Below are 21,167 nucleotides of genomic sequence, written 5' to 3'. Positions count from 1 at the left end.
TCAGAAAAGCTGGCCGCGGATCATCGCGAGGTGATCGGCGATGGGTCCGAGCGCGAGGCTGGGCAGGAAGGTGAGGCCACCGACGACCAGGATGATGCCGCACAGCAGCCCCACCCACAGCAGGCCGGTGGTCGGGAACGAGCCGGCGCTTTCCGGGGTGTGCCGCTTCGCCGCCAGGCTGCCGGCGATGGCGAGCACGGGGACGATCATGAAGAACCGCCCGATCCACATCGCGACACCCAGCAGCGCGTTGTAGAACGGCGTGCCGGCGGTCAGCCCCGCAAAGGCCGAGCCGTTATTGCCGGTGGCGGAGGCGTGCGCGTACAGGATCTCGGTAAAGCCGTGCGGCCCCTTGTTCAGCGGACCGGCAAGCCCTGCGGGCAGGACAGAGGCGAGCGCGGTGAACCCCAGGATGCACAGCGGCAGCACCGCGATCGCCAGCACCGCCAGCTTCACTTCGCGGCTCTCGATCTTCTTGCCGACATATTCGGGCGTGCGGCCGACCATCAGCCCCGCGACGAACACGCTGAGCAGCGCGAACAGCAGGAAGCCATAGATGCCCGCGCCGACGCCGCCGACGACGATTTCGCCCAGCTGCATGTTGAACAGCGGGATCATCCCGCCCAGCGGGGTGAAGCTGTCGTGCATCGCATTCACGGCGCCGCACGACGCGGCGGTGGTGATGACCGAGAAGAGCGCGCTGGCGGCCGTGCCGAAGCGGACTTCCTTGCCCTCCATATTGCCGCCGGCAACGCCCAGATGGTGCAGGATCGGGTTGCCCGATGCTTCCTGCCAATAGACGATGCCGACGCCCGCGACGAACAGCACCATCATCGCCGCCAGGATCGCCCAGCCCTGGCGCGTGTTGCCGACGGCCTTGCCGAAGGTCCAGGTGAGGCCGACGCCGATCGCGAAGATCGACAGCATCTGGATCAGGTTGGTCAGCGCGGTCGGGTTTTCGAACGGATGCGCGGAATTGGCGTTGAAGAAGCCGCCGCCGTTGGTGCCCAGCATCTTGATCGCTTCCTGGCTGGCGACGGGGCCCAGGATCAGCGTCTGGCGCGCGCCTTCCAGCGTGGTCGTGTCGATCGACGTGGCAAAGGTCTGCGGCACGCCGCTGGCGATCAGGAACAGCGCATAGACGATGCAGATCGGCAGCAGCAGGTACAGCGTGACGCGCGTGCAATCGGCCCAGAAATTGCCGATCGTTCCCGCGCTGCGCCGGGCAAAGCCGCGGAACAGTGCAAAGGCGATGGCGATGCCGGTGGCCGCGCTCAGGAAATTATGGATGGTCAGGCCCAGCATCTGGCTGAGGTTCGACAGCGCGACTTCGCCCGAATACCATTGCCAGTTGGTGTTGGTGGTGAAGCTGACGGCGGTGTTGAACGCACCGTCGGCGCCGATGCCGGCCAGCGCGCGCGGGTTCATCGGCAACACGTCCTGCAGGCGCAGGATCGCATAGGTGAACAGCAGCAGCACGAGCTGGAACAGCAGCATGTGCACGGCATAGGCGCGCCAGCCCTGTTCCTTGTCCGGATCGATCCCGGCCAGTTTGTAGAAGCCGCGCTCGACCGGGCCGAGCACGGTGTGCAGCGGTGTGCGGCGCCCTTCGTACAGGGCGAACAGCCACATCCCCATCGGCTTTGCCAGCGCGATAGTGAGGGCGACGAAGACCAGGATCAGGGTCCAGCCTTGGAGGGTCATGGTGCCGGATCTTTCAAAAACGCTCGGGCCAGACGAGCACGGCCACGAGATAGAGGAGGAGGCCAAGGGCAGTGAGCCCGGCCAGGGCGAGGGACAGCGTCATCGGATGCTCCTCAGGCTTCGTCGCACAGGCGGACATAGGCGAGGGTGAGCAGGAACAGCCCGCCAAGCACCCCCAGCCAGATCAAGTCGTTCATGGGACAGGGTTTCCTTCATCAGCTCCAGTGGCGGCCGGGGATGGGGATCAGGCGGAACAGCCCGGGCCCCTCGACCAGAAAGGCGCCGCCCAGCCCGAGACAGGCAGTGGCGAGAGCGGCGGCGGCAAATTCGATGAGCGTCGCGGCATGGCCGGGCGGGTGCGTCACCGCCCGGTGCAGCCACATTGCGGCAGCGACGCAGAGGCTCAGCAGCACCGCGCCCGCCGCGCGCACCGCGATTTCTTCCCGCCAGCCATGGGTGCCCGTCTCCAGACGGCGCCAAAACATGCGCACCGGTCGCACTCCGTAACTAAAATCGATGGGCGCGATGTGGTGCGGGGGGCCGTTAAGGTTCCACGGGGAAGATTGGGCGCCGCATAAAGAAGCCATAAAGTTTGTGGCGTCCGCGCGCGGGCGTGACTAGCTGCTGCCGATGGACGACTCTCAGGACTCGCACGCACATCAGGAAAAGCTGCCTACCCTCGCGCTGGGCGCGATCGGGGTGGTGTTCGGCGATATCGGCACCTCGCCGCTCTATGCGCTGAAGGAGAGCTTTATCGGCCACCATCCGCTGGCGGTGGACCGGCCGCATATCTTCGGCGTGCTGTCGCTGATCTTCTGGACGATGATGCTGGTCGTCACGATCAAATATGTCTTCATCATCCTGCGCGCCGACAACAAGGGCGAGGGCGGCAGCCTGGCGCTGCTGGCGCTGATCGGGCGCAAGCTGGGACAGAACCGGTGGAGCGCGGCGATCGCATCGCTGGGCGTCATCGCCACGGCGCTGTTCTATGGCGACGCGATCATCACGCCGGCGGTGTCGGTGCTGTCGGCGGTCGAGGGGCTGACGGTGGTGCAATCCGGACTGGCGCCGCTGGTGCTGCCGATCGCGATCGTCATCCTGATCGCGCTGTTCGCGATCCAGTCCCATGGCACGGCGGCGATGGGCAAGATGTTTGGGCCGGTGATGGTGGTCTATTTCCTTGTGCTGGCGGTGCTCGGCGTGATGGGTATCGCCCGCGCGCCGGAAATTCTGTGGGCGCTCAGCCCGCATTATGCCGTGCAGTTCTTCCTGCTCGATCCGAAGCTGGCGTTCCTGGCGCTGGGATCGGTCGTCCTCGCGGTCACCGGCGCCGAGGCGCTGTACGCCGATATGGGCCATTTCGGGCGCAAGGCGATTTCGATCTCGTGGCTGTACGCCGCGTTCCCGTGCCTGATGCTCAACTATCTGGGCCAGTCGGCGCTGCTGCTCACTACGCCCTCCGCAGTGGAGAATCCGTTCTTCCTGATGGCGCCCGACTGGGCGCGGCTGCCGCTGGTCATCCTTGCGACGATGGCGACCGTCATCGCGAGCCAGGCCGTGATTTCGGGCGCCTTCTCGGTCTCGCAACAGGCGGTCCAGCTCGGCTTCCTGCCCCGGCTGCGCATCCTCCACACCAGCGCCAAGGCGGCGGGCCAGATCTATATCCCGCTGGTCAACTGGGCGCTGCTGTTCCTCGTCATCCTGCTGGTGCTGGGCTTCAAGACATCGAGCAACCTTGCCGCCGCCTATGGCATCGCCGTCACGGGCACGATGCTGATCACGGCGTGCATGCTGGGCGTGCTGACCGCCACGGTGTGGAAATGGCCGCCGGTCGTGTCGGTGCTGGTCACGGGCACCTTCCTGCTGGTCGACGGGCTGTACTTCGCATCGAACGCGACCAAGATCCCCGATGGCGGCTGGTTCCCGCTGCTGGTCGCGGCGGTGGCGTTCACGCTGCTGACGACCTGGGCGAAGGGGCGGCGGCTGGTGCGGGCGCGGTTGCAGGAAAGCGCGATGCCGTTCGACCTTTTCATCCGCTCGGCTGGGCTGGCGGCGCAGCGGGTGCAGGGCACGTCGGTGTTCCTCGCCTCCACCGCCGACGGCATCCCGCCGTCGCTGCTCCATAACCTGAAGCACAACCGCGTGCTGCACGAGCGCGTCGTGGTGCTGACCGTCGCGATCGAGGGCGTGCCCCATTTCCCGCAGGAAAAGCGCGCCGAAGTGACCGATCTGGGATCGGGCTTCTACCGCATCGTACTGCGCCACGGATTCATGGACGAAGTCGACGTGCCGGGCGACCTTGCCCGGATCGACGGCGCAGGCGGCCCGTTCAAGCCGATGGAAACCAGCTATTTCCTAGCGCGCCAGACGCTGATCGCCTCCAGCCGCCCCGGCATGGCGATCTGGCGCGAAAAGCTGTTCGCGTGGATGGTGCGCAACGCCGAAAGCGCGATGGAGTTCTTCAAGCTGCCCACCAACCGCGTGATCGAACTGGGCAGCCAGGTCGAGATCTAGGCGCTCAGTTCCCCTGCGAAAGCAGGGGCCCAGGGCCCAGAGCGATTCGCCTGTGTGCCTGGACTCCCGCTTTCGCGGGAGACAGGGCTCGCCCTCAAGCCACTGCCATCAACGTCGCATTGCCGCCCGCCGCCGTCGTGTTGATCGACGTCGACACTTCCTCGAGCAGCCACTCGAGCACATAGCAATCGCCCGCTGCCAGCGCTTCGCGCGTGCGGGTCTGGAACGGGATGATCGCACCTTCACGCTGCGCCAGCAACTGCGCGACGGTCAGCGTGTCACCGGCGTCGCCTTCGACCAGCACCGCCGCGAGATCGGGCGCCTCCAGCGCAGTATCCGCCCAGACGATGCGGGACGCCGCCGCCTCGCCCAGCCCTGCCAGCCATTCCGGCCGCGCAAGCGAGGTCGCGATCACTGCATCGTTGCCGGTCGCCAGCACCGAGGCGAACTGCACCCGCAACCCCTGTGGACTGCGCGCGACCAGCGCGATGCGGCCTCGGGGGTGCAGCGCATAGAGGTTGCGCTCCCCCACCGGCCCCGGCAGCTCGACCGACAGCCCGGTCCGCGCCTGCGCCACCACGGCGCGAAGGGCCTCGGCCTCTTCCGGGGCATGGCCGTGCGCCCATTCCAGCAGCGCCAGCGCGCCGGCGTCGCGGGGCGCCTTTCCCGGCACGTCCGTCGGTGCTGCCTGCGACACCAGCCGCGTCAGGTACAGCGGCCCGCCCGCCTTGGGGCCCGTGCCCGACAGGCCGCGCCCGCCAAAGGGCTGCACGCCCACCACGGCGCCGATGACGTTGCGATTGACGTAGAGATTGCCCGCCCGCACCCGGCGCGTCACCCGCTCGATCGTCGCGTCCAGCCGGGTGTGGAGCCCGAAGGTCAGGCCATAGCCAGTGGCGTTGATCGCGTCGACCAGCGTATCGAGATCGGTGCTGGCAAAGCGGATCACGTGGAGCACCGGCCCGAACACTTCGTGGCTAAGGTCGGCGATCGAATCGATTTCGATGATCGTCGGCGGCACGAAGGTTCCGTGCGCGGTCGCTTCGCCCAGCGCGGCCTGTTCGACGCGGTGGCCGGCAGCGCGCATCGCATCGACGTGACGCAGGATATTGCCGCGTGCCTCTTCGGTGATGACCGGGCCGACATCCACGGCAAGCCGCGCGGGCGATCCGACCACCAGCTCGCCCACGGCGCCGCGCAGCATCTCCAGCGTGCGGTCGGCGATTTCGTCCTGCAGGCACAGCAGCCGCAGCGCCGAACAGCGCTGGCCCGCGCTGTCGAAGGCGGAGGCGAGCACATCGGCCACCACCTGTTCGGTCAGCGCCGAGGAATCGACGATCATCGCATTCTGCCCGCCGGTCTCGGCGATCAGCGGGATCGGCTGGCCCTCGGGCGAGGTGCGCGCGGCAAGCTGGCCCTGGATCAGCCGGGCGACTTCGGTCGATCCGGTGAACATCACGCCTGCCGTCTCGGGGGCGGCGACTAGCGCCGCGCCGATGCGGCCGTCGCCCGGCACCAGCTGGAGCACGCCCTGCGGAATGCCGGCGGCGTGGAGGATGCGAACCGCCTCCGCCGCGATCAGCGGGGTTTCCTCCGCCGGCTTGGCGAGGACGGTGTTGCCGGCGGCAAGGGCGGCGGCCACCTGGCCGGTGAAGATCGCCAGCGGGAAATTCCACGGGCTGATGCAGACGATCGGCCCGAGCGGGGTGGCCCCGCCGAGCGCGGGTGCCTGTGCCGCGTAATAGCGCAGGAAATCCACGGCCTCGCGCACTTCGGCGATGGCATTGGCGGCGGACTTGCCCGCCTCACGAATCAGCAGCCCGATCAGCACCGGCATCCGCGCCTCCAGCGCATCCGCCGCCGCCTCCAGCGCGGCAGCCCGCGCGGCCACCGGCGTGGCGGCCCAGCCCGGCGCTGCCTCCAGCGCGCGCATCACTGCCGCCTGCGCCTCTGCCGGGTCGGCGTCGTAGACAAAGCCCACACAGTCGCGGTGGTCGGCGGGGTTGAGCACCGGGCGCGCCAGGCCATGCGTGCCGGCGCGCCATTCGGTGCTGGCGCTTTCGGCCAGCGCGGGGGTCAGCGCCGACAGCGCGGCGTCGCTCGCCAGATCGAGCCCGGCGGAATTGCGCCGCGTGCCCAGGATGCGGGCGGGCAGGGGAATCGCGTCGTGCGGCGCGCCCGGTTCGGCCATCGCCCGTACCTGCTCGGCGGGATCGGCGATGAGTGCCTCGACGGGCACATCCGGGTCGGCGATGCGATTGACGAACGACGAGTTGGCGCCATTTTCCAGCAGGCGGCGCACCAGATAGGCGAGCAGCGTCTCGGTCGTGCCCACCGGCGCATAGATGCGGCACGGGCGGTCCAGCCGGTCGGCGCCCACCACCTGATCGTACAGCGGCTCGCCCATGCCGTGCAGGCACTGGAACTCATAGTCGCCGATTTTGAAGTCGGGCCCGGCGAGCGTGTAGATCGTGGCCAGCGTCTGCGCATTATGCGTTGCGAATTGCGGGAACACGGCGTCGCGCGCGCCCAGCAGTTTCCGCGCGTTGGCGATGTACGACACGTCCGTGTAAACCTTGCGCGTGAACACGGGATAGTCGCTCAGCCCGTCCACCTGCGCGCGCTTGATCTCGGCATCCCAATAGGCGCCCTTGACCAGCCGCACCATGATCCGCCGCCCGGTGCGCCGCGCCAGCGCGATGATCCAGTCGAGCACCAGCGGGCACCGCTTGCCATAGGCCTGGACGACGAAGCCCAGCCCGTCCCAGTCGCCCAGCGCCGGGTCTTCGGCGAGGGATTGCAGCAGGTCGAGCGAGAGTTCGAGCCGGTCGGCTTCTTCCGCATCGATGTTGAAGCCGATGCCATATCCGCGCGCCTGCGCCGCGAGCGCGCGGACGCGGGGCAACAGCTCGCCCATCACCCGCCCGGCCTGTGCACGGCTGTAGCGCGGGTGGAGCGCCGACAGCTTGATCGAGATGCCCGGCCCCGCATAGACGCCGCGCCCGGCCGACGCCGCGCCGATCGCGTCGATCGCGCGGGCATAATCGTCATAATAGCGCTGCGCGTCCTTCGCGGTCGCCGCCGCTTCGCCCAGCATGTCGTACGAATAGCCGAACCCGCGCGCCTCCAGCGGCTGGGCGCGGCGCAGCGCCTCGTCGATGGTCTGGCCGGTGACGAACTGCTCGCCCATCATCCGCATCGCCAGGTCCACGCCCCGGCGGATCACCGGCGCGCCGACCCGCGCAAGCATCCGTGTCAGCGCGGCGGACAGCCCGGCGTCATCGGCGCTGTCGGCCAGCTTGCCGGTGACGACCAGCCCCCAGGTCGCGGCATTGACGAACAGCGAACGCCCGCCGCCCAGATGCGCGGCCCAGTCGCCGCCGCCCAGCTTGTCGCGGATCAGCGCGTCGCGCGTCGCGGTGTCGGGAATGCGCAGCAGCGCCTCGGCAAGGCACATCAGCGCGACGCCTTCCTGGCTGCTCAGCGCATATTCCTGCACCAGCGCCTGCACGCCCGCAGGCGGACGCCCGCTGCGCAGCCCTTCGATCAGCGTGCGGGCGGTCGCGGCAACCTGTGCGCGCAATTCGGGGGGCAGGGTGGCGGCCTCCACCAGCGGCGGCACGCACACCGGCTCCGGCAGGCGGGCGGCGGCGGTGATCGCGGCGCGTGCCGGGTCTGCGGGGCGGATCGGGGGTGCGAAATCGGCGAAGGGGGCGGACACGGGCGGGCCTTACAAAATGCTGGATGCTGCCATCCTACCATCAAACTGCGCGGCGATCCGTCCAATCGCGCGCTGGCTTTGGGCAGGATCGCCTATATATCGACCGTCAGGCAGACGGAGTGTGCAGCATGAAGGCGGAAACTGGGCAAATCGACCGTTTCGATCGCGCGATCCTCGATGCGCTGGCCGAGGACGGCCGCATGACGGTCACCGATCTGGCGGCAAAGGTCGGGCTGTCCAAGACTCCGGCGCAGGTCCGGCTGCGGCGGCTGATCGACGAAGGCTATATCCTCGGCTTCCGCGCGATGATCGACCCGGTCAAGCTGGGGCTCGACCATGTCGCCTTTACCGAAGTAAAACTGTCCGACACGCGCGAGGCTGCGCTCAAGGCGTTCAACGCTGCCGTGCGGAAAATCCCCGAAGTCGAGGAATGCCACATGATCGCGAGCAGCTTCGACTATCTGCTCAAGGTGCGCACGTCGGACATCCGCCGCTATCGCTATGTGCTGGGCGAGAAGATTTCCGGGCTCCCCCATGTCGCCAGCACCTCCACCTTCGTCGCGATGGAAACGGTGCTCGACGGGCGGGGTTAGCGCTTGCTGCGCGGCTTCCACGTCAGGACGCGCCAGCCATAGCCGATCAGCGCGACGACGACGAACACCACCACCACCGGCGCGATCCAATGCTCGATCGCGTCGAACGTGGTGCCGAGATAATAGCCGACCGCGACTAGGATGAAGTTCCACAGCGCACTGCCCAGCGCGGTGTAGAGCGTGAAACGCCAGAACGGCATGTGCATCAGCCCGGCGGGGATCGAAATGACGGTGCGCCCCAGCGGCATGAACCGGAACACCAGCACCGTGACGCCGCCCCAGCGATCGAAATAGCGGCGCAGCTTCTCGACGTCTTCCCATTCCAGCGTCAGCCAGCGGCCCCAGCGATCGACGAACGGCTTGAACCGGTGATAGCCCAGCCGCCGGCTCACTTCCCACCAGAACAGATTGCCGACGACGCAGCCCAGCGTGCCGACCAGCACCAGCAGCCAGAAATGCATCTCGCCCTGGGCCACCTTGATCCCGGCGACACCCATGATGACTTCGGACGGCACCGGGGGAATCACATTCTCCAGCACCATCAGCAGGAAAACGCCCCAATACCCCCAGTCGAGCCAGTCGGTCATGCCCGTCCGATCAGCCGCGCGCGGCGATGCGGGCTTCGATCGCGTCCCAGATGCGGGCCGCAGTATCGGTGCCGTTGAACTTGTCGATCGCGACGATTCCGGTCGGCGAGGTCACGTTGATCTCCGTCAGCCATTCGCCGCCAATAACGTCGATACCCACGAAAAGGAGCCCGCGCTTCTTCAGCTCGGGCCCGAGCACGGCGCAGATTTCCGCCTCGCGCGCGGTCAGCTCGGTCTTGGCCGCCGACCCACCGACCGCCAGGTTCGATCGGATTTCGCCTTCGCCGGGAATCCGGTTGATCGCGCCGGCGACTTCGCCGTCGATCAGAACGATCCGCTTGTCCCCCTGCGCGACCGAGGGGAGGAACGCCTGGATCATGTGCGGTTCGCGATACGCGGTGTTGAACACTTCGATCAGCGCCGACAGGTTCGCCCCGTCGCTGCCCACCTTGAAGATCGCTTTGCCGCCATTGCCGTGCAGCGGCTTGACCACGATCTCGCCATGCTGCGCCAGGAACAGCCGCGCTTCCTCCAGGCTGCGCGTCACCAGCGTCGGCGGCATGAACTGGGCGTAGTCGAGGACGAAGACCTTTTCCGGGGCGTTGCGCACGCTGGCGGGGTCGTTGACCACCAGCGTCCGGTCCGCAATCCGCTCGAGCAGGTGCGTCGCGGTGATATAGCCCAGGTCGAACGGCGGGTCCTGGCGCATCAGCACCACATCGGCCTCTTCACCCAGGTCGAGCTTCACTGCGTCGCCGAATTCGAAATGGTTGCCGACCACGCGCTGAACCGTCACCGGATGCGCGCGCGTCCACACGCGGCCATCGGCATAGTTCAGGTCTTCTGCCGCATAATGGAACAGCCGGTGCCCGCGCGCCTGCGCCGACAGCATCAGCGCAAAGCTCGAATCGCCCGCGATATTGATCTGGTCGAGCGGGTCCATCTGAACGGCAACGGTGAGCGACATGAGGCCTCCTGAGAATCGCCTTTAGGTGACTTAGTTGAATAAGTCACCCCATCCAGGCGTTCTCGATATGGCGAGGCGGGGTGCGGGGGGCAATGAGGATAACGTCGACGCGGATGTCGTCGCCCGGCCCGGCATAGCGCGACATCAGATATTCCGCCGCCGCCGCGACGCGCGCCAGCCGCCGCTCGTCGATCGCATGGTCCAGCGCCTGCGCCGTCGCGCGGGTCTTGACCTCGACAAAGGCGACCAGCGTGCCGCGCCGCACGACCAGATCGACTTCGCCGGCAGGGGTGCGGACGCGCTGGTCGAGGATCTCCCACCCGTTGTCCGACAGCCACGACGCCGCCCGCTGCTCGCCTTCGCGACCACGCGTTTCCGCAATGCGGCGATCGGTTGTGCTACGCATATACGCTGACTCGTGCCTGTGGATAACTTTGCCTAACATGGCGCAACCGACTCGGACGAGACGGTTTTTTTCATGCTACCAGGGGGCTGGGGCAGACGATGGAATCGAACGAACGTTATTATCGCCGCCGCGCCGCGCAGGAACTCTCCGCCGCGCGCCGTGCGTTGACCGAAGAAGCGATGCAGCGCCGGCGTGCGATCGCCGAATCCTATCTGCGCCAATTGTCCGAACTGACCGGCGCGGACGAAATGCAGGCGCTCAACGCCGCCTTCGCCTGAGCTTTCACGCCTTCATTGCCATCGCCCGCGCATAGAGCGCCTTGCGGTCCAGCCCGAGCTTCTTCGCCACTTCGCCCGCCGCCTTGGCCGGGGGCAGCCGCGTCAGCGCCTCGGCCAGCGCGGCGTCGCCATCCTCGGCGCTGGCGGGCGGGGCCTCGCCCGGCGGGGCAACGATGACGACGATCTCGCCCTTGGGCGGCGCGTCGGCATAGCGCGCCGAAAGCTCGCGCAGGCTGCCGGTGACGCATTCCTCGAATTTCTTGGTGATTTCGCGCGCAACCGCCGCCTCGCGGTCGCCCAGCCCCTCGGCCAGCGCGCCCAGCGCGGCGGACAGGCGCGGCCCCGATTCGTAGAAGATCAGCGTCGCGCGGATCGCGGCAACTTCGGCAATCGCTTCGGCGCGCGCCTGCATCTTGGACGGCAGGAAGCCGACGAACAGGAACCGGTCGGTCGGCAGTCCCGCCAGCGTCAGCGCGGCCACGGCGGCGCAGGGGCCGGGGATCGTCGTGACGCTGTGCCCCGCCGCCCGCGCATCGCGCACCAGCTTGAACCCCGGATCGGAAATCAGCGGCGTGCCCGCATCGGAGACCAGCGCCACCGCTTCGCTCCCCATCCGCGCCACCAGTCCGGGCCGGACGGCATCGGCATTGTGATCGTGATAGGGCGTCATCCGCCCCTTTGCCCCCAGATGGCGAAACAGCCCGGCTGTCACACGCGAGTCTTCGACCGCAACAATATCGGCGCTCAGCAGTATTTCCGAAGCGCGTGGGCTCAGATCACCGAGATTGCCGATTGGGGTGGCCACGATATAGAGGCCGGGCGCTAATTTTGAGGTCATCGGGGAGAGTCATGGCAGACGGTGCAGTGAAACCGCAACGGAGTTTGGCAAACATCCTCCGATCCGCCGCAATTGGCGCAACGCTTTTGCTGGCCGCGTGCGCCGGCGGGCGCGTGATTCCCGAGTCCGAGCGCCCCGCGCCGGCCGCGCGCCCGGTGCCGCGCCCGGCGGCGCCGCTCCAGCCCGGATTGCCCCAGGACGTGGAGCGCCATCGCATTGCACTGCTCGTGCCGCTCAGCGGCCCGAACGCAGGCGTCGGCCGCTCGCTCCAGAACGCGACTCAGCTCGCCATCCTGGACACCAAGAGCGACGCGCTTCGCATCACCACTTATGACACCGGCGCGCCCGGCGGCGCGGCGGCGGCGGCGGAACATGCGATCGCGGAGGGCAATCGCCTGATCCTCGGCCCGTTGCTGGCCGAGGACGCGCGCGACGTCGCGCCGATCGCCAAGCGCGCGCGGGTGCCCGTCCTCAGCTTTTCCAACGATGTGACGGCGGCGGGCGGCGGCACCTTCGTGCTCGGCTATTCGCCCGCTCAATCGATCGAGCGCGTCGTGGACTACGCCGCGCGCAGCGGCATCACCGATTTCGTCGGGCTGATCCCGGCGGGCATCTATGGCGAGCGCGCCTCCACCCCGTTCCTCCGCGCGGTCGAAGGGGCCGGGGGCAAGGTGCTCGCGCTGGAAAGCTATGACGCCCGCCCCGGCTCGCTCAGCGGCGCGATCGCGAAGCTGAGCCGCTCGCCCTATCAGGCGATCCTGATCGCGGGCAGCGCGGAAAGCGCAGTCGCTGCCGTGCCGCTGATCCGTCGCGCCCCGGCGGGCAAGGGCGCTAGGCTGCTCGGCACCGAATTGTGGAACACCGATTCGGGGCTGGGGGCAAAGGCCGTGCTCAACGGCGCATGGTTCGCCAGCGTGCCGGACAATTACTATCGCCAATATGCCGTGAAATACCGCGCGCGCTTCGGCGCCGCGCCCTATCGCCTGTCGACGCTGGGCTATGACGCGGTGCTGCTGACCGTGCGCATCGCCCGCGACTGGCGCCCGGGTGACGAATTCCCGGCCAGCCGCCTGACCGACCGCGACGGCTTTGCCGGTCTCGACGGCGCGTTCCGCTTCGGCCGCGACGGCATCGCCGAACGCGCGCTGGAAGTGCAGGAGGTCAAGGGCGGCACGGTGACGACGGTATCGCCGGCACCGGCGAATTTCGCGGGGAATTGAGGGTCGGTTCAACCCGTCCCTCTTCCTCGCCATACAATAGGGCCGATATTTATCGAATAAGGTGATATTGGATCCAATAGTTTCTGCTCGGATCATGCTGGAGCTTCCAAATATCCCGCCAAAGCTGCATAGCTTGTGCATGAGGGACTTTAATCACGGGCCAAGTCTCTTGGCCTCATCGCTTATTGCTCTACTGCTTGGCGGCTGCGGCGGAGGCGGGTCCGGCTCAAGCGCAAGTCCTGGCTCGATCGCGGTGACCCCGTCTCCTACGGCGACTGCCTCGCCTGCGACGACGACGCCAACCAATCCAGCTGCGGCGCCGACTTTGTTGACGCTTTCTGCGGACACTGCCTTGTCGGGCTATACCGGGAGCAACGGTTATTACCGCGACCTCTCTACCGGGAAGGTCACCTACACAGAGAATCTCTCGATTGGCGCGGGCATGCCGGCTTCGTACTCGGCGCGCGATCGCCGGATCACTGTGTTTTTTCCAGCCTATCTCATCCCAAAAGCGGTGATCAAGGGACCGCCGTCGCTAGTCCTCGATGCGGCAGCTTCAAATCAGACGTTCTCGATATATCGTCAGCAAGCAGACGGGGTTTCCTACGCGCTCAAGGAGCTGAACCTGGGCGCGAATAATATGAGTCTGCCGCTAGTTTACTCAAGCCTCGCATTCATATCGGCTGCCTACCAAGACCCGGCAGATAACATTCTGAAAACAGGTGCGAGCCCGATCGTCTATGGTCTTATCTATGACCGGGTCACGAAGCTGACGAACCTCGGTTCGAGAAATTACAGCGGGTTGTTGCTCGGGCAGGCCAGTGCGACCGGCAGCTCGCATGTTTACGAACTGACGGGGACCGTGCAGTTCAAAATAGACTTCGTCACCAATCGCTACACATCCGAAATTCACGTGTCTGCCAGAGACGACAAATCAGGTGTTTCATTCGATCTCGGTGTTCTCAAATTTGACGAGTCGCCATACCCTCGCCCGGAACCGGACTACTTTCTTGGTTCAATTTCCGGTGCGCATTCGCAGGCCTTTTTAACCGGACCGGCTGGCGAAGAGCTTGTTGGCGGCTTTGACGCTTCGATCGACGACCCGCAAACGCCAGGCGTGAAGCTCATAGTGACCGGTGCTTACGCTGCGAAAAGGTAGGCGGATCACAAAAAGCCTGCCCTATTGGAAATGCGCTCGCCAAAAGGTGTAGGCGGCACATGGAAAATGCCAAAGTCGTGCGGTGTCGGAAAATTGCGCGGTCCAGTCCGCCCAGAAGGGGGCGAGCGTCTAGCGCCCGCTAGTTCGGAATTCCGCTCAGAAGCGCGTAGCTTCACGCTTAGGCACAGGAAGGCGCTCCCTTGAGCGCCCTCCTACACCTTCAACCGCGCAGCGCTTCCAGCAGCTTGTCCGCCGCCGGTCCGGACGAAGCCGGGTTCTGCCCCGTAATCAGCAGGCCGTCCTGCACCACATGCACGCCCCAGTCGCCGGTCCGCTCGAAGCTGCCGCCCAGCGCGCGCAGTTCGGCTTCGACCAGGAAGGGGACGACTTGGGTCAGTCCGACCGCTTCTTCCTCGCTGTCGGTGAAGCCGGTGACGCGCTTGCCCTGGACCAGCGGCGTGCCGTCGGGGTTCTTGACGTGGCGCAGCGCGCCCGGCGCGTGGCAGACGAGGGCGGCCGGCTTGTTCGCCGCCAGAAAGCCCTCGATCAGCGCGATCGAGCCCTTGTCCTCGGCCAGATCCCATAGCGGACCGTGGCCGCCGGGATAGAAGACCGCGTCATAGTCCGCAGGCGTCACGCTATCGAGCCGCACCGTGCTGGCCAGCTGCGCCGTCGCCTCGGCATCGGCTTCGAACCGGCGGGTGTCGTCGGTCTGGCTGTCGGGCGCATTGCTCACCGGATCGAGCGGCGGCTGGCCGCCCTTGGGCGAGGCGAGAGTGATCTGCGCGCCTGCATCCTTGAACACATAATAGGGCGCGGCGAGTTCCTCGAGCCAGAAGCCGGTCTTGCGGCCGGTATCGCCCAGCTGGTCGTGCGATGTGAGGACCATCAGAATTTTCATGTCGGGAATCTCCGTGGGGCCGGCAGCGTCGCGCGGGGGGAGGGGGCGATGCGCTGCCGGGACTGCGGCAGATGGTGGCGTGGCTGCCGCCGCACAAGGGGCGGCGCGCGCGGCCAGGGGCGTCAGGCGGCCACGATCTCGCGCAATATCGCCTCAAGCACCGGCATTCCTGCCTCGCGCACGCGCAGCCTTGTGCCCTCGCGCACCACCAGCCCCTGCGTCTCCATCGTCGCGACCGCGCGCATGTCCAGCGGCGCGGTGCCGCCCGACACGGCATCCACCCGCGTCAGGTCCACGCCCTCGCCTAGCCGCAGCCCCATCAGCAGCGCCTCGACCCCGCGCTCGCGGGGCGCCAGCGGGGTCTCGCTCTGCGCGCCGTGGCCGTTGCGCGCCAGCGCGGCCATCCAGTTCTCCGGCTTTTTGTGGCGCAGCGTCGCCAGGCCGTCGCGCCGGCCATGCGCGCCGGGGCCAATCCCCGCATAATCGCCATAGCGCCAATAGGTCAGGTTGTGCCGGCTCTGCGCGCCTGCGCGGGCGTGGTTCGATATCTCATAGGCGGGCATCCCCGCCGCCGCGGTGATCGCGCGCGTCGCTTCGAACAGGTCGGCAGCGGCGTCGGGATCATAGGCGGCCAGCTCGCCCTTTTCGAACAGCGTGGCAAAGCGCGTGCCCGCTTCGATCGTGAGCTGGTACAGCGAGAGATGCTCGGTGCCGAAGCCGATCGCGCGGCGCAGCTCGGCTTCCCAATCGGCCAGGCTCTGGTCGGGGCGGGCATAGATCAGGTCGAAGCTCACCCGCGCGAACGCCCGCTGTGCGGTGGCCAGCGCGCCCAGCCCCTCGTCCACGCCGTGCGCGCGGCCGAGAAAGCGCAGCGCCTCGTCGTCCAGCGCCTGGAGCCCCAGCGACACGCGGTTCACCCCAGCCGCCGCCAGATCGGCAAAGCGCGCCGCCTCTACCGATGAGGGATTCGCCTCCAGCGTGATCTCGATGTCGTCGGTAAAGGTCCAGTGCTGCCCGGCCGCATCGATCAGCGCGGAGACGGTCGCGGGCGGCATCAGCGAAGGCGTGCCACCACCGAAAAAGATCGACCCCAGCCGCCGCCCCGGCAGCGCCGCCGCCTCATGCGCCAGATCGGCGAGCAGCCCGGCGCGCCACGCTTCCTGGTCCACGGTCTCGCGGACATGGCTGTTGAAGTCGCAATAGGGGCATTTCGACACGCAGAACGGCCAATGGACGTAGAGCGCAAAGGGGGGGGAAGTGTCTGTCATGCAAGGGTCGCGCGTTCCCGTAGCCGGATAACGCGGTGCTGGCAAAGGCCGGCGCTTCGGCACCGGCGCACCATCGCGACGCAGAGCAAAGACGTTGTCGAAAACAAACGATTCAGTCTGCGGGCGGGGTAGGCCGCGCAATTGCTCGAATGAGAATCGCGTTGCATAATAGATTGTGGTAGTTACGGAAATCGAGTCGATTGCAGGGAGGGGTTTATGGAGCCGTTCTTTGGTCAGATCATCCAGGTTGGTTTCAGCTATGCTCCGTCGGGCTGGCTGAACTGCAACGGTGCTTCGATACCTATCGCGCAGAATCAAGCGTTGTTCACGTTGCTTGGAACGAATTTCGGCGGCGACGGGAGGACCAGCTTCTGCGTGCCCGATGCCCGGGGGCGCGCGCTCATCGGCACCGGATCGGCGCCTTCCCTGACTTCCCGCAGCCTGGGCGATCACGGCGGACAGGAACAGACGACGCTTACGGTGTCGCAGTTGCCACCCCATACGCACACGGCCACCTTCGCTTCAACGGGGAGCCCCAAGTTCACCGGTGCGCTGACTGCGATCGCTGGGCTCGAAGACGACCAGACCGCAGAGCCGGCAGCCGGATCCTATCTGGGGAGCGCTGCGGACGAGGATGTCTCGCCCACCTTCTATGTTCCGGCGGACAAGGCGAATGCGCAGGGAACCCAGGTATCGCTCGCGGGCGTGACGGGCAGCATATCGGGCATCGCGGGTACCGTGGACGTCGCGCTCACCGGTGCGGGGTCGCCGGTCTCGACAATGCCGCCCTTCCTTGCGGTGACGACGATCATCGCGACCACGGGTTTCTATCCGCCACGGGAATGATTGAAGCGAGCGTCGTAACCGCGCGGCGGTTCAGGTGAAGAGCGCCTGATACCGCCGCGTCCTGTCCTTGGGCACGATCTGGGTGAGGTGGATTCGATAAGGACCGCCGCGCCCGCAGTCGCATTCGTACGAATCGTCGACCAGCACGACGTTCCAATGCGATTCGAACAGCAATTCGAACGGCGCGCGGAAATCGGTGCCGACGATGGGCGGCATCCGGCGGAGGCGTGCCAGGACGATCTCCACCGGGCGCGGGGCGGTGTTCACCCGTATCTTTCGTCCCACCCAGGGCTCGAAATCCTCCGGCGTCACCAACCTTATCATGGCCCCACTCCCCCAAGCCTGCGGGCATAGTCTGGCGCAGGATCGCCGCGCCGGAAAGCCTTGTCTTATGCAGCGCGGGAAGGAGGGGCTGGAGCGGGTAACGGGAATCGAACCCGTGTATTCAGCTTGGAAGGCTGCTGCACTACCATTGTGCTATACCCGCGAGCCACGGGCCGAGTGCCACAAGCACCCGGCACGGGTCAACGCCCTAAAACGCCCTAAAACGCAAAGGGCTCGTTGATACGTCGTTCGCCGAGCAGGAATGCGTCCGCGACGATCTGGAGCGGGCGGACATCGACTTCGCTCTGCCCGGCCGCGACCAGTTCGGCGAAGCGGGCATAGAGCCCGGCATATTCGCGGTCCGGCGCCTTGCGTTCGGGTTCGCCCGGCAGTTGCAGGATGCTGCCGCCCATCGACAGGCGCATCGTGCCGGCATCGGTGTCGATCTCGATGTCCCAGGTCTGCGGGCCGGTCTGGAGGAAATTGAAGTCGGCGGTGGCGGGGGCAGTGCCGCAGCGCATGGTCAGCCCGGCGGCGAGTGGCGAGGCGCGGCCCTCGGGCACGTCCATCCATGCCGATTCGACGATCAGTGCGTCGGGCAGGATGGCCGTCGCGATCGACAGCGCGTTGATGCCGGGATCGAACACGCCGAACCCGCCGGCGGCCAGGATCCATTCCTGCCCCGGATGCCAGCGGCGGATGTCCTCGCGCCAGGTGATGCGCACCGCCTGAATCTGTTTGTCGGCCAGCCACGCCTTCGCCGGGGCGACGCCCGCCGCCTCACGCGAATGCCAGGTGGTGAACAGCGTGACGCCGCGCGCCTGCGCCCGCGCCGCGAGCGCGGTGATTTCGGAAAGTGCGGCGGCAGGGGGCTTTTCGAGCATGACGTGCAGCCCCGCATCGATCGCGGCCACTGCCTGGGCATAGCGCCCCTCGGGCGGGGTGCAGAGCGAGACCGCGTCCAGCGCATGGCCACCGGCGATCAGCGCCTGAATATCGCTATGTGCCGGCACTCCGTCGATATGCGCATGCCGGCTCGCAGTCGCCACCAGTGCAAAGCGCGCGTCGCCGGCAAGCGCCGGCAAATGCTGGTCGCGCGCGATCTTGCCGATCCCGACCAGGCCCAGCCTGATCGCCTTCCCGTTCCACTCCGTCATCTTGTTCCGATCCGTTATACGATGGCGCCCCGCAGGGCTGCGGGCGCTATTTACTCCGACAAAGGCCGGGCGCAAGCGCAGCGCGCGGCGCGGTCAGAGCTTGTTTGAAAATGCGCTGGTGCCGCCTTGAAATTCGCTCTTTCGCGAATTTTCAAACGGTCTCTCACGCGTCGGCGGCTTCGTGCGCGGATTGGTCGATCAGCTCGAGAACGTCGCCGATCAGCGCACGCATCGCCGCGCGTGCGGCATCCGGATCGTGGACCGCGATCGCATCATGCACTGCCTCATGGTCGGCCACGCTCGCGCTGCGCCCCTTGATTCGGTTGGTGAAGCGGATCGACGTGCGCAGCGCAGTGGAGACCACGTCGCGGAACTGGGCGTAGAACGGGTTGCCCGACGCCCGCAGGATCGCGACGTGAAAGGCGATGTCCGCTTCCAGCGGGTCTTCCAGGCCGCGCTCGGCTTCCTCCATGCGCGCGAGCCCGGCGGTGATCTCGCGCAGCGCGGCGGGGTTTGCGAATCGCGCGGCCAGCGCCGCCGCTTCGGGCTCGATCGCGACGCGCAGCTGGTTGAACTGCCGGAGCAGCTCGACCGAGAATTTGCGCTCGAGCAGCCAGCGCAGCACGTCGGTGTCGAACAGGTTCCACGCCGCCGCCGGGCGGATCACCGTGCCCTGGCGCGGTCGCGCGCTTAGCAGGCCCTTGGCGGTCAGCATCTTCACCGCCTCGCGCGTGACCGATCGGCTGACGCCGTGCTGCTTGGCAAGCTCGGCTTCGGTGGGAAAGGGCTGGTGCTCGTAATGGCCCGTCACGATGGCGCGCCCCAGGCTGTCCAGCATGCCATAGGTCAGGTTGCGGCCCAGCGACGGCCTGGCATCTTCGCTGTCCAGCCGGGGATAATTGATCGACATCCGGTACTCCCACTCTCGCCGCGATGCTTGCGCGGAGGTCCGCGGCTCGCTTTGCCCCTGTGCAGCGTACCGCAGTGGCGCCGCTGGACAAGGGGAATAAATAAGATAAATGAGCGGCGCCGGCATCGATCCGGGTGCGACGAGAGGATGCGATGATGTTTGGCCCGCGCTTTCTTGCCATCGACTGGGGCACGACCAACCGGCGGATTTTCCGGATCGAGGACGGCCGCGTCGTCGCGACCGAGCGCGATGCCAAGGGCGTCACCGCCGTCAGCGATTTCGCCGCAGAGGCAGCAGCGATCCGCGCGGCATTCGGCGATCTGCCGATGCTGCTGGCCGGCATGGTCGGTTCCAATATCGGCTGGCAGGCGGTGCCCTATGTCGCGGCCCCGGCGGGCGTCGCCGAGATCGCCGGGGGGCTTTTGTGGATCGACGCGCGCACGGCGATCGTGCCGGGTATCTCCACGCTGGCGCAGGGTCGCGCCGACGTGATGCGCGGCGAGGAAGTCCAGCTGCTGGGCGCGGTCGCCGCCGGGCTGGTGCCGCCCGATTCGCTGCTCGCCCAGCCGGGCACCCATTGCAAATGGGCCGAGATGGCGGACGGGCGCGTCGCCGATTTCACCACCGCCATGACCGGCGAGTTGTTCGCGCTGCTGCGTAGCCACGGGTTGCTGGCGGCGCAGCTGGGCGGCGAGGTCACGCCCGGCGCGGCGTTTCTGGAAGGCGTGGCGGAGGGCGCGCGGGGCGATCTCGCCGCGTCGCTGTTCGGCATCCGCGCCGCGAAGATGCTGGGCCGCCGCGACGATTCGGACGCGCCCTCTTATTGCAGCGGGCTGCTGATCGGCGCCGATGTCGCGGCGCGCATCGCCCGCACGGGGCATGATTGCATCCACATCCTCGCCGATCCCGCGCTCGGCGCGTTGTACGCAGCGGCAGTGGAATCGCACGGCAAGCGCACCCAATTGGTGGACAGCCACGCGGCCTTCGTCGCGGGCATTTTGGAAATCGGAAAGCACATCGCATGACAGACCTGACCGCATTCGACGCCGGCTTTGCCCGGTGCCCGCTCGTCGCCATCCTGCGCGGCGTCACGCCCGATACGGTCGAGGCGATCGGCGATGCGCTGGTCGATGCCGGCTTCACGCTGATCGAAGTGCCGCTGAACTCGCCCGATCCGCTGGACAGCGTGGCGCGGCTGGCGCGGCGCTTTGCCGGGCGCGCAGTGATCGGCGCGGGCACCGTGCTGCGCGTCGCCGATGTCGCGGCGGTGCAGGCGGCGGGGGGCACCATGGTCATTTCGCCCAACGCCAATCTGGAGGTGATCGCGGCGAGCGCGGCGGCGGGGATGGTCTCGCTGCCCGGCATCGCGACCCCGACCGAAGCCTTTGCCGCGCTGGACGCCGGCGCCTCTGCGCTCAAGCTGTTCCCGGCCGAGGCGGCGAGCCCCGTGGTGCTCAAGGCGATGCGTGCCGTGCTCCCCCGCGACGTGCGCGTGCTCCCGGTCGGCGGCATCACGCCCGACACGATGGCGCCGTGGCAGGCCGCAGGCGCCGCCGGCTTCGGCCTGGGCTCGGCGCTGTTCAAGCCCGGCATGACCGCCGAACAGGTCGGCGCCAACGCCCGCGCCTTCATCGCCGCGCTAGGGTAAGCGGCCTCCCACGTTCCCGTGCTGCATGCTCCCCGGTGTTCCCCCGCGAAAGCGGGGGCCCAGGGTTGGATAGTATATCGCTTGGCGACTCTGGGCCCCTGCTTGCGCAGGGGAACGAAGGGCGCG

At 67.3% G+C, this 21,167-nt stretch carries 21 protein-coding genes and 1 tRNA gene; 8 read left to right on the top strand and 14 right to left on the bottom strand.

The window, feature by feature from the left end; all coding sequences use genetic code 11:
- The 3 genes from kdpA to ACG3SL_RS15640 all read right to left on the bottom strand — a co-directional run bounded on the left by kdpA (position 1) and on the right by ACG3SL_RS15640 (position 2,189).
- The gene (gene kdpA, locus ACG3SL_RS15650; RefSeq protein ID WP_448662098.1) at positions 1-1,704 is read right to left on the bottom strand and encodes a potassium-transporting ATPase subunit KdpA; all 1,704 of its coding nucleotides are present in this window, start codon (positions 1,702-1,704) and stop codon (positions 1-3) included.
- A 13-nt stretch (positions 1,705-1,717) separates the two neighbouring features.
- Positions 1,718-1,807 (bottom strand): potassium-transporting ATPase subunit F, encoded by a 90-nt coding sequence (locus ACG3SL_RS15645; RefSeq protein ID WP_448662097.1) that lies wholly within the window; start codon positions 1,805-1,807, stop codon positions 1,718-1,720.
- A gap of 112 nt (positions 1,808-1,919) precedes the next feature.
- Positions 1,920-2,189 (bottom strand): hypothetical protein, encoded by a 270-nt coding sequence (locus ACG3SL_RS15640; protein ID WP_448662096.1) that lies wholly within the window; start codon positions 2,187-2,189, stop codon positions 1,920-1,922.
- Between the two features lie 145 nt (positions 2,190-2,334).
- On the opposite strand from ACG3SL_RS15640, the gene ACG3SL_RS15635 reads away from it, so the two are divergent.
- Entirely contained in the window at positions 2,335-4,218 is a 1,884-nt protein-coding gene (locus ACG3SL_RS15635; RefSeq protein WP_448662095.1) for a potassium transporter Kup, read from the top strand.
- 94 nt (positions 4,219-4,312) lie between these two features.
- Here the strand turns inward: ACG3SL_RS15635 and putA are convergent, their stop codons facing one another.
- Positions 4,313-7,939 carry a trifunctional transcriptional regulator/proline dehydrogenase/L-glutamate gamma-semialdehyde dehydrogenase gene (gene putA, locus ACG3SL_RS15630; RefSeq protein WP_448662094.1) on the bottom strand — a complete coding sequence of 1,209 codons (3,627 nt, stop codon included), beginning with the start codon at positions 7,937-7,939 and terminating at the stop codon, positions 4,313-4,315.
- A 128-nt stretch (positions 7,940-8,067) separates the two neighbouring features.
- Between putA and ACG3SL_RS15625 the strand changes: the two genes are divergently transcribed.
- Complete coding sequence (locus ACG3SL_RS15625) at positions 8,068-8,532, top strand: Lrp/AsnC family transcriptional regulator (RefSeq protein WP_448662093.1); 465 nt, start codon at positions 8,068-8,070, stop codon at positions 8,530-8,532.
- Here ACG3SL_RS15625 and ACG3SL_RS15620 read toward each other — a convergent pair.
- Genes ACG3SL_RS15620 through ACG3SL_RS15610 form a run of 3 tightly spaced genes read right to left on the bottom strand, consistent with a single transcriptional unit; the run spans position 8,529 to position 10,492 of the window.
- Entirely contained in the window at positions 8,529-9,119 is a 591-nt protein-coding gene (locus tag ACG3SL_RS15620; protein ID WP_448662092.1) for a DedA family protein, read from the bottom strand. The genes ACG3SL_RS15625 and ACG3SL_RS15620 overlap by 4 nt on opposite strands.
- Before the next feature lie 10 nt (positions 9,120-9,129).
- Complete coding sequence (gene gshB, locus ACG3SL_RS15615) at positions 9,130-10,086, bottom strand: glutathione synthase (RefSeq protein WP_448662091.1); 957 nt, start codon at positions 10,084-10,086, stop codon at positions 9,130-9,132.
- 43 nt (positions 10,087-10,129) lie between these two features.
- Complete coding sequence (locus ACG3SL_RS15610) at positions 10,130-10,492, bottom strand: YraN family protein (protein WP_448662090.1); 363 nt, start codon at positions 10,490-10,492, stop codon at positions 10,130-10,132.
- Between the two features lie 98 nt (positions 10,493-10,590).
- On the opposite strand from ACG3SL_RS15610, the gene ACG3SL_RS15605 reads away from it, so the two are divergent.
- Positions 10,591-10,770, top strand: coding sequence for a hypothetical protein (locus ACG3SL_RS15605; RefSeq protein WP_448662089.1), 180 nt, complete (start codon positions 10,591-10,593; stop codon positions 10,768-10,770).
- Positions 10,771-10,774: 4 nt separating this feature from the next.
- On the opposite strand, the gene rsmI is transcribed toward ACG3SL_RS15605, so the two are convergent.
- Positions 10,775-11,608 (bottom strand): 16S rRNA (cytidine(1402)-2'-O)-methyltransferase, encoded by an 834-nt coding sequence (gene rsmI, locus ACG3SL_RS15600; protein ID WP_448662088.1) that lies wholly within the window; start codon positions 11,606-11,608, stop codon positions 10,775-10,777.
- An 11-nt stretch (positions 11,609-11,619) separates the two neighbouring features.
- On the opposite strand from rsmI, the gene ACG3SL_RS15595 reads away from it, so the two are divergent.
- Positions 11,620-12,828, top strand: coding sequence for a penicillin-binding protein activator (locus tag ACG3SL_RS15595; protein ID WP_448662087.1), 1,209 nt, complete (start codon positions 11,620-11,622; stop codon positions 12,826-12,828).
- 352 nt (positions 12,829-13,180) lie between these two features.
- Positions 13,181-13,987, top strand: coding sequence for a hypothetical protein (locus ACG3SL_RS15590; RefSeq protein WP_448662086.1), 807 nt, complete (start codon positions 13,181-13,183; stop codon positions 13,985-13,987).
- A 220-nt stretch (positions 13,988-14,207) separates the two neighbouring features.
- Here ACG3SL_RS15590 and ACG3SL_RS15585 read toward each other — a convergent pair whose 3' ends face one another.
- Both ACG3SL_RS15585 and hemW read right to left on the bottom strand, forming a co-directional pair.
- Positions 14,208-14,888, bottom strand: coding sequence for a type 1 glutamine amidotransferase domain-containing protein (locus ACG3SL_RS15585; protein ID WP_448662085.1), 681 nt, complete (start codon positions 14,886-14,888; stop codon positions 14,208-14,210).
- A 122-nt stretch (positions 14,889-15,010) separates the two neighbouring features.
- Positions 15,011-16,156 carry a radical SAM family heme chaperone HemW gene (hemW, locus tag ACG3SL_RS15580; RefSeq protein ID WP_448662084.1) on the bottom strand — a complete coding sequence of 382 codons (1,146 nt, stop codon included), beginning with the start codon at positions 16,154-16,156 and terminating at the stop codon, positions 15,011-15,013.
- 216 nt (positions 16,157-16,372) lie between these two features.
- Between hemW and ACG3SL_RS15575 the strand changes: the two genes are divergently transcribed.
- The gene (locus ACG3SL_RS15575) at positions 16,373-17,002 is read left to right on the top strand and encodes a phage tail protein (protein WP_448662083.1); all 630 of its coding nucleotides are present in this window, start codon (positions 16,373-16,375) and stop codon (positions 17,000-17,002) included.
- A 30-nt stretch (positions 17,003-17,032) separates the two neighbouring features.
- On the opposite strand, the gene ACG3SL_RS15570 is transcribed toward ACG3SL_RS15575, so the two are convergent.
- From ACG3SL_RS15570 to ACG3SL_RS15555, 4 genes are all read right to left on the bottom strand, one after another.
- Positions 17,033-17,326, bottom strand: a complete 294-nt coding sequence (locus ACG3SL_RS15570; RefSeq protein ID WP_448662082.1) for a DUF6916 family protein — start codon at positions 17,324-17,326, stop codon at positions 17,033-17,035.
- Positions 17,327-17,415: 89 nt separating this feature from the next.
- A tRNA-Gly gene (locus tag ACG3SL_RS15565) sits at positions 17,416-17,489 on the bottom strand.
- A gap of 55 nt (positions 17,490-17,544) precedes the next feature.
- Positions 17,545-18,483: a Gfo/Idh/MocA family protein gene (locus ACG3SL_RS15560; protein WP_448662081.1), complete on the bottom strand. Its 939-nt coding sequence runs from the start codon at positions 18,481-18,483 to the stop codon at positions 17,545-17,547.
- Positions 18,484-18,646: 163 nt separating this feature from the next.
- On the bottom strand, positions 18,647-19,393 hold the full coding sequence (locus ACG3SL_RS15555) for a FadR/GntR family transcriptional regulator (RefSeq protein ID WP_448662080.1): 747 nt from the start codon (positions 19,391-19,393) through the stop codon (positions 18,647-18,649).
- Between the two features lie 152 nt (positions 19,394-19,545).
- Here ACG3SL_RS15555 and ACG3SL_RS15550 point away from each other — a divergent pair, with 152 nt between their 5' ends.
- On the top strand, positions 19,546-20,418 hold the full coding sequence (locus tag ACG3SL_RS15550) for a 2-dehydro-3-deoxygalactonokinase (RefSeq protein WP_448662079.1): 873 nt from the start codon (positions 19,546-19,548) through the stop codon (positions 20,416-20,418).
- Positions 20,415-21,041, top strand: coding sequence for a 2-dehydro-3-deoxy-6-phosphogalactonate aldolase (locus ACG3SL_RS15545; RefSeq protein ID WP_448662078.1), 627 nt, complete (start codon positions 20,415-20,417; stop codon positions 21,039-21,041). The genes ACG3SL_RS15550 and ACG3SL_RS15545 overlap by 4 nt, the downstream gene beginning before the upstream one ends.
- Positions 21,042-21,167 lie beyond the last annotated feature (126 nt).

This window comes from Sphingomonas degradans (assembly GCF_053502645.1).
The sequence above is the reverse complement of the archived record's forward strand: the minus strand, read 5'-3'. Positions and strand labels throughout refer to the sequence as shown.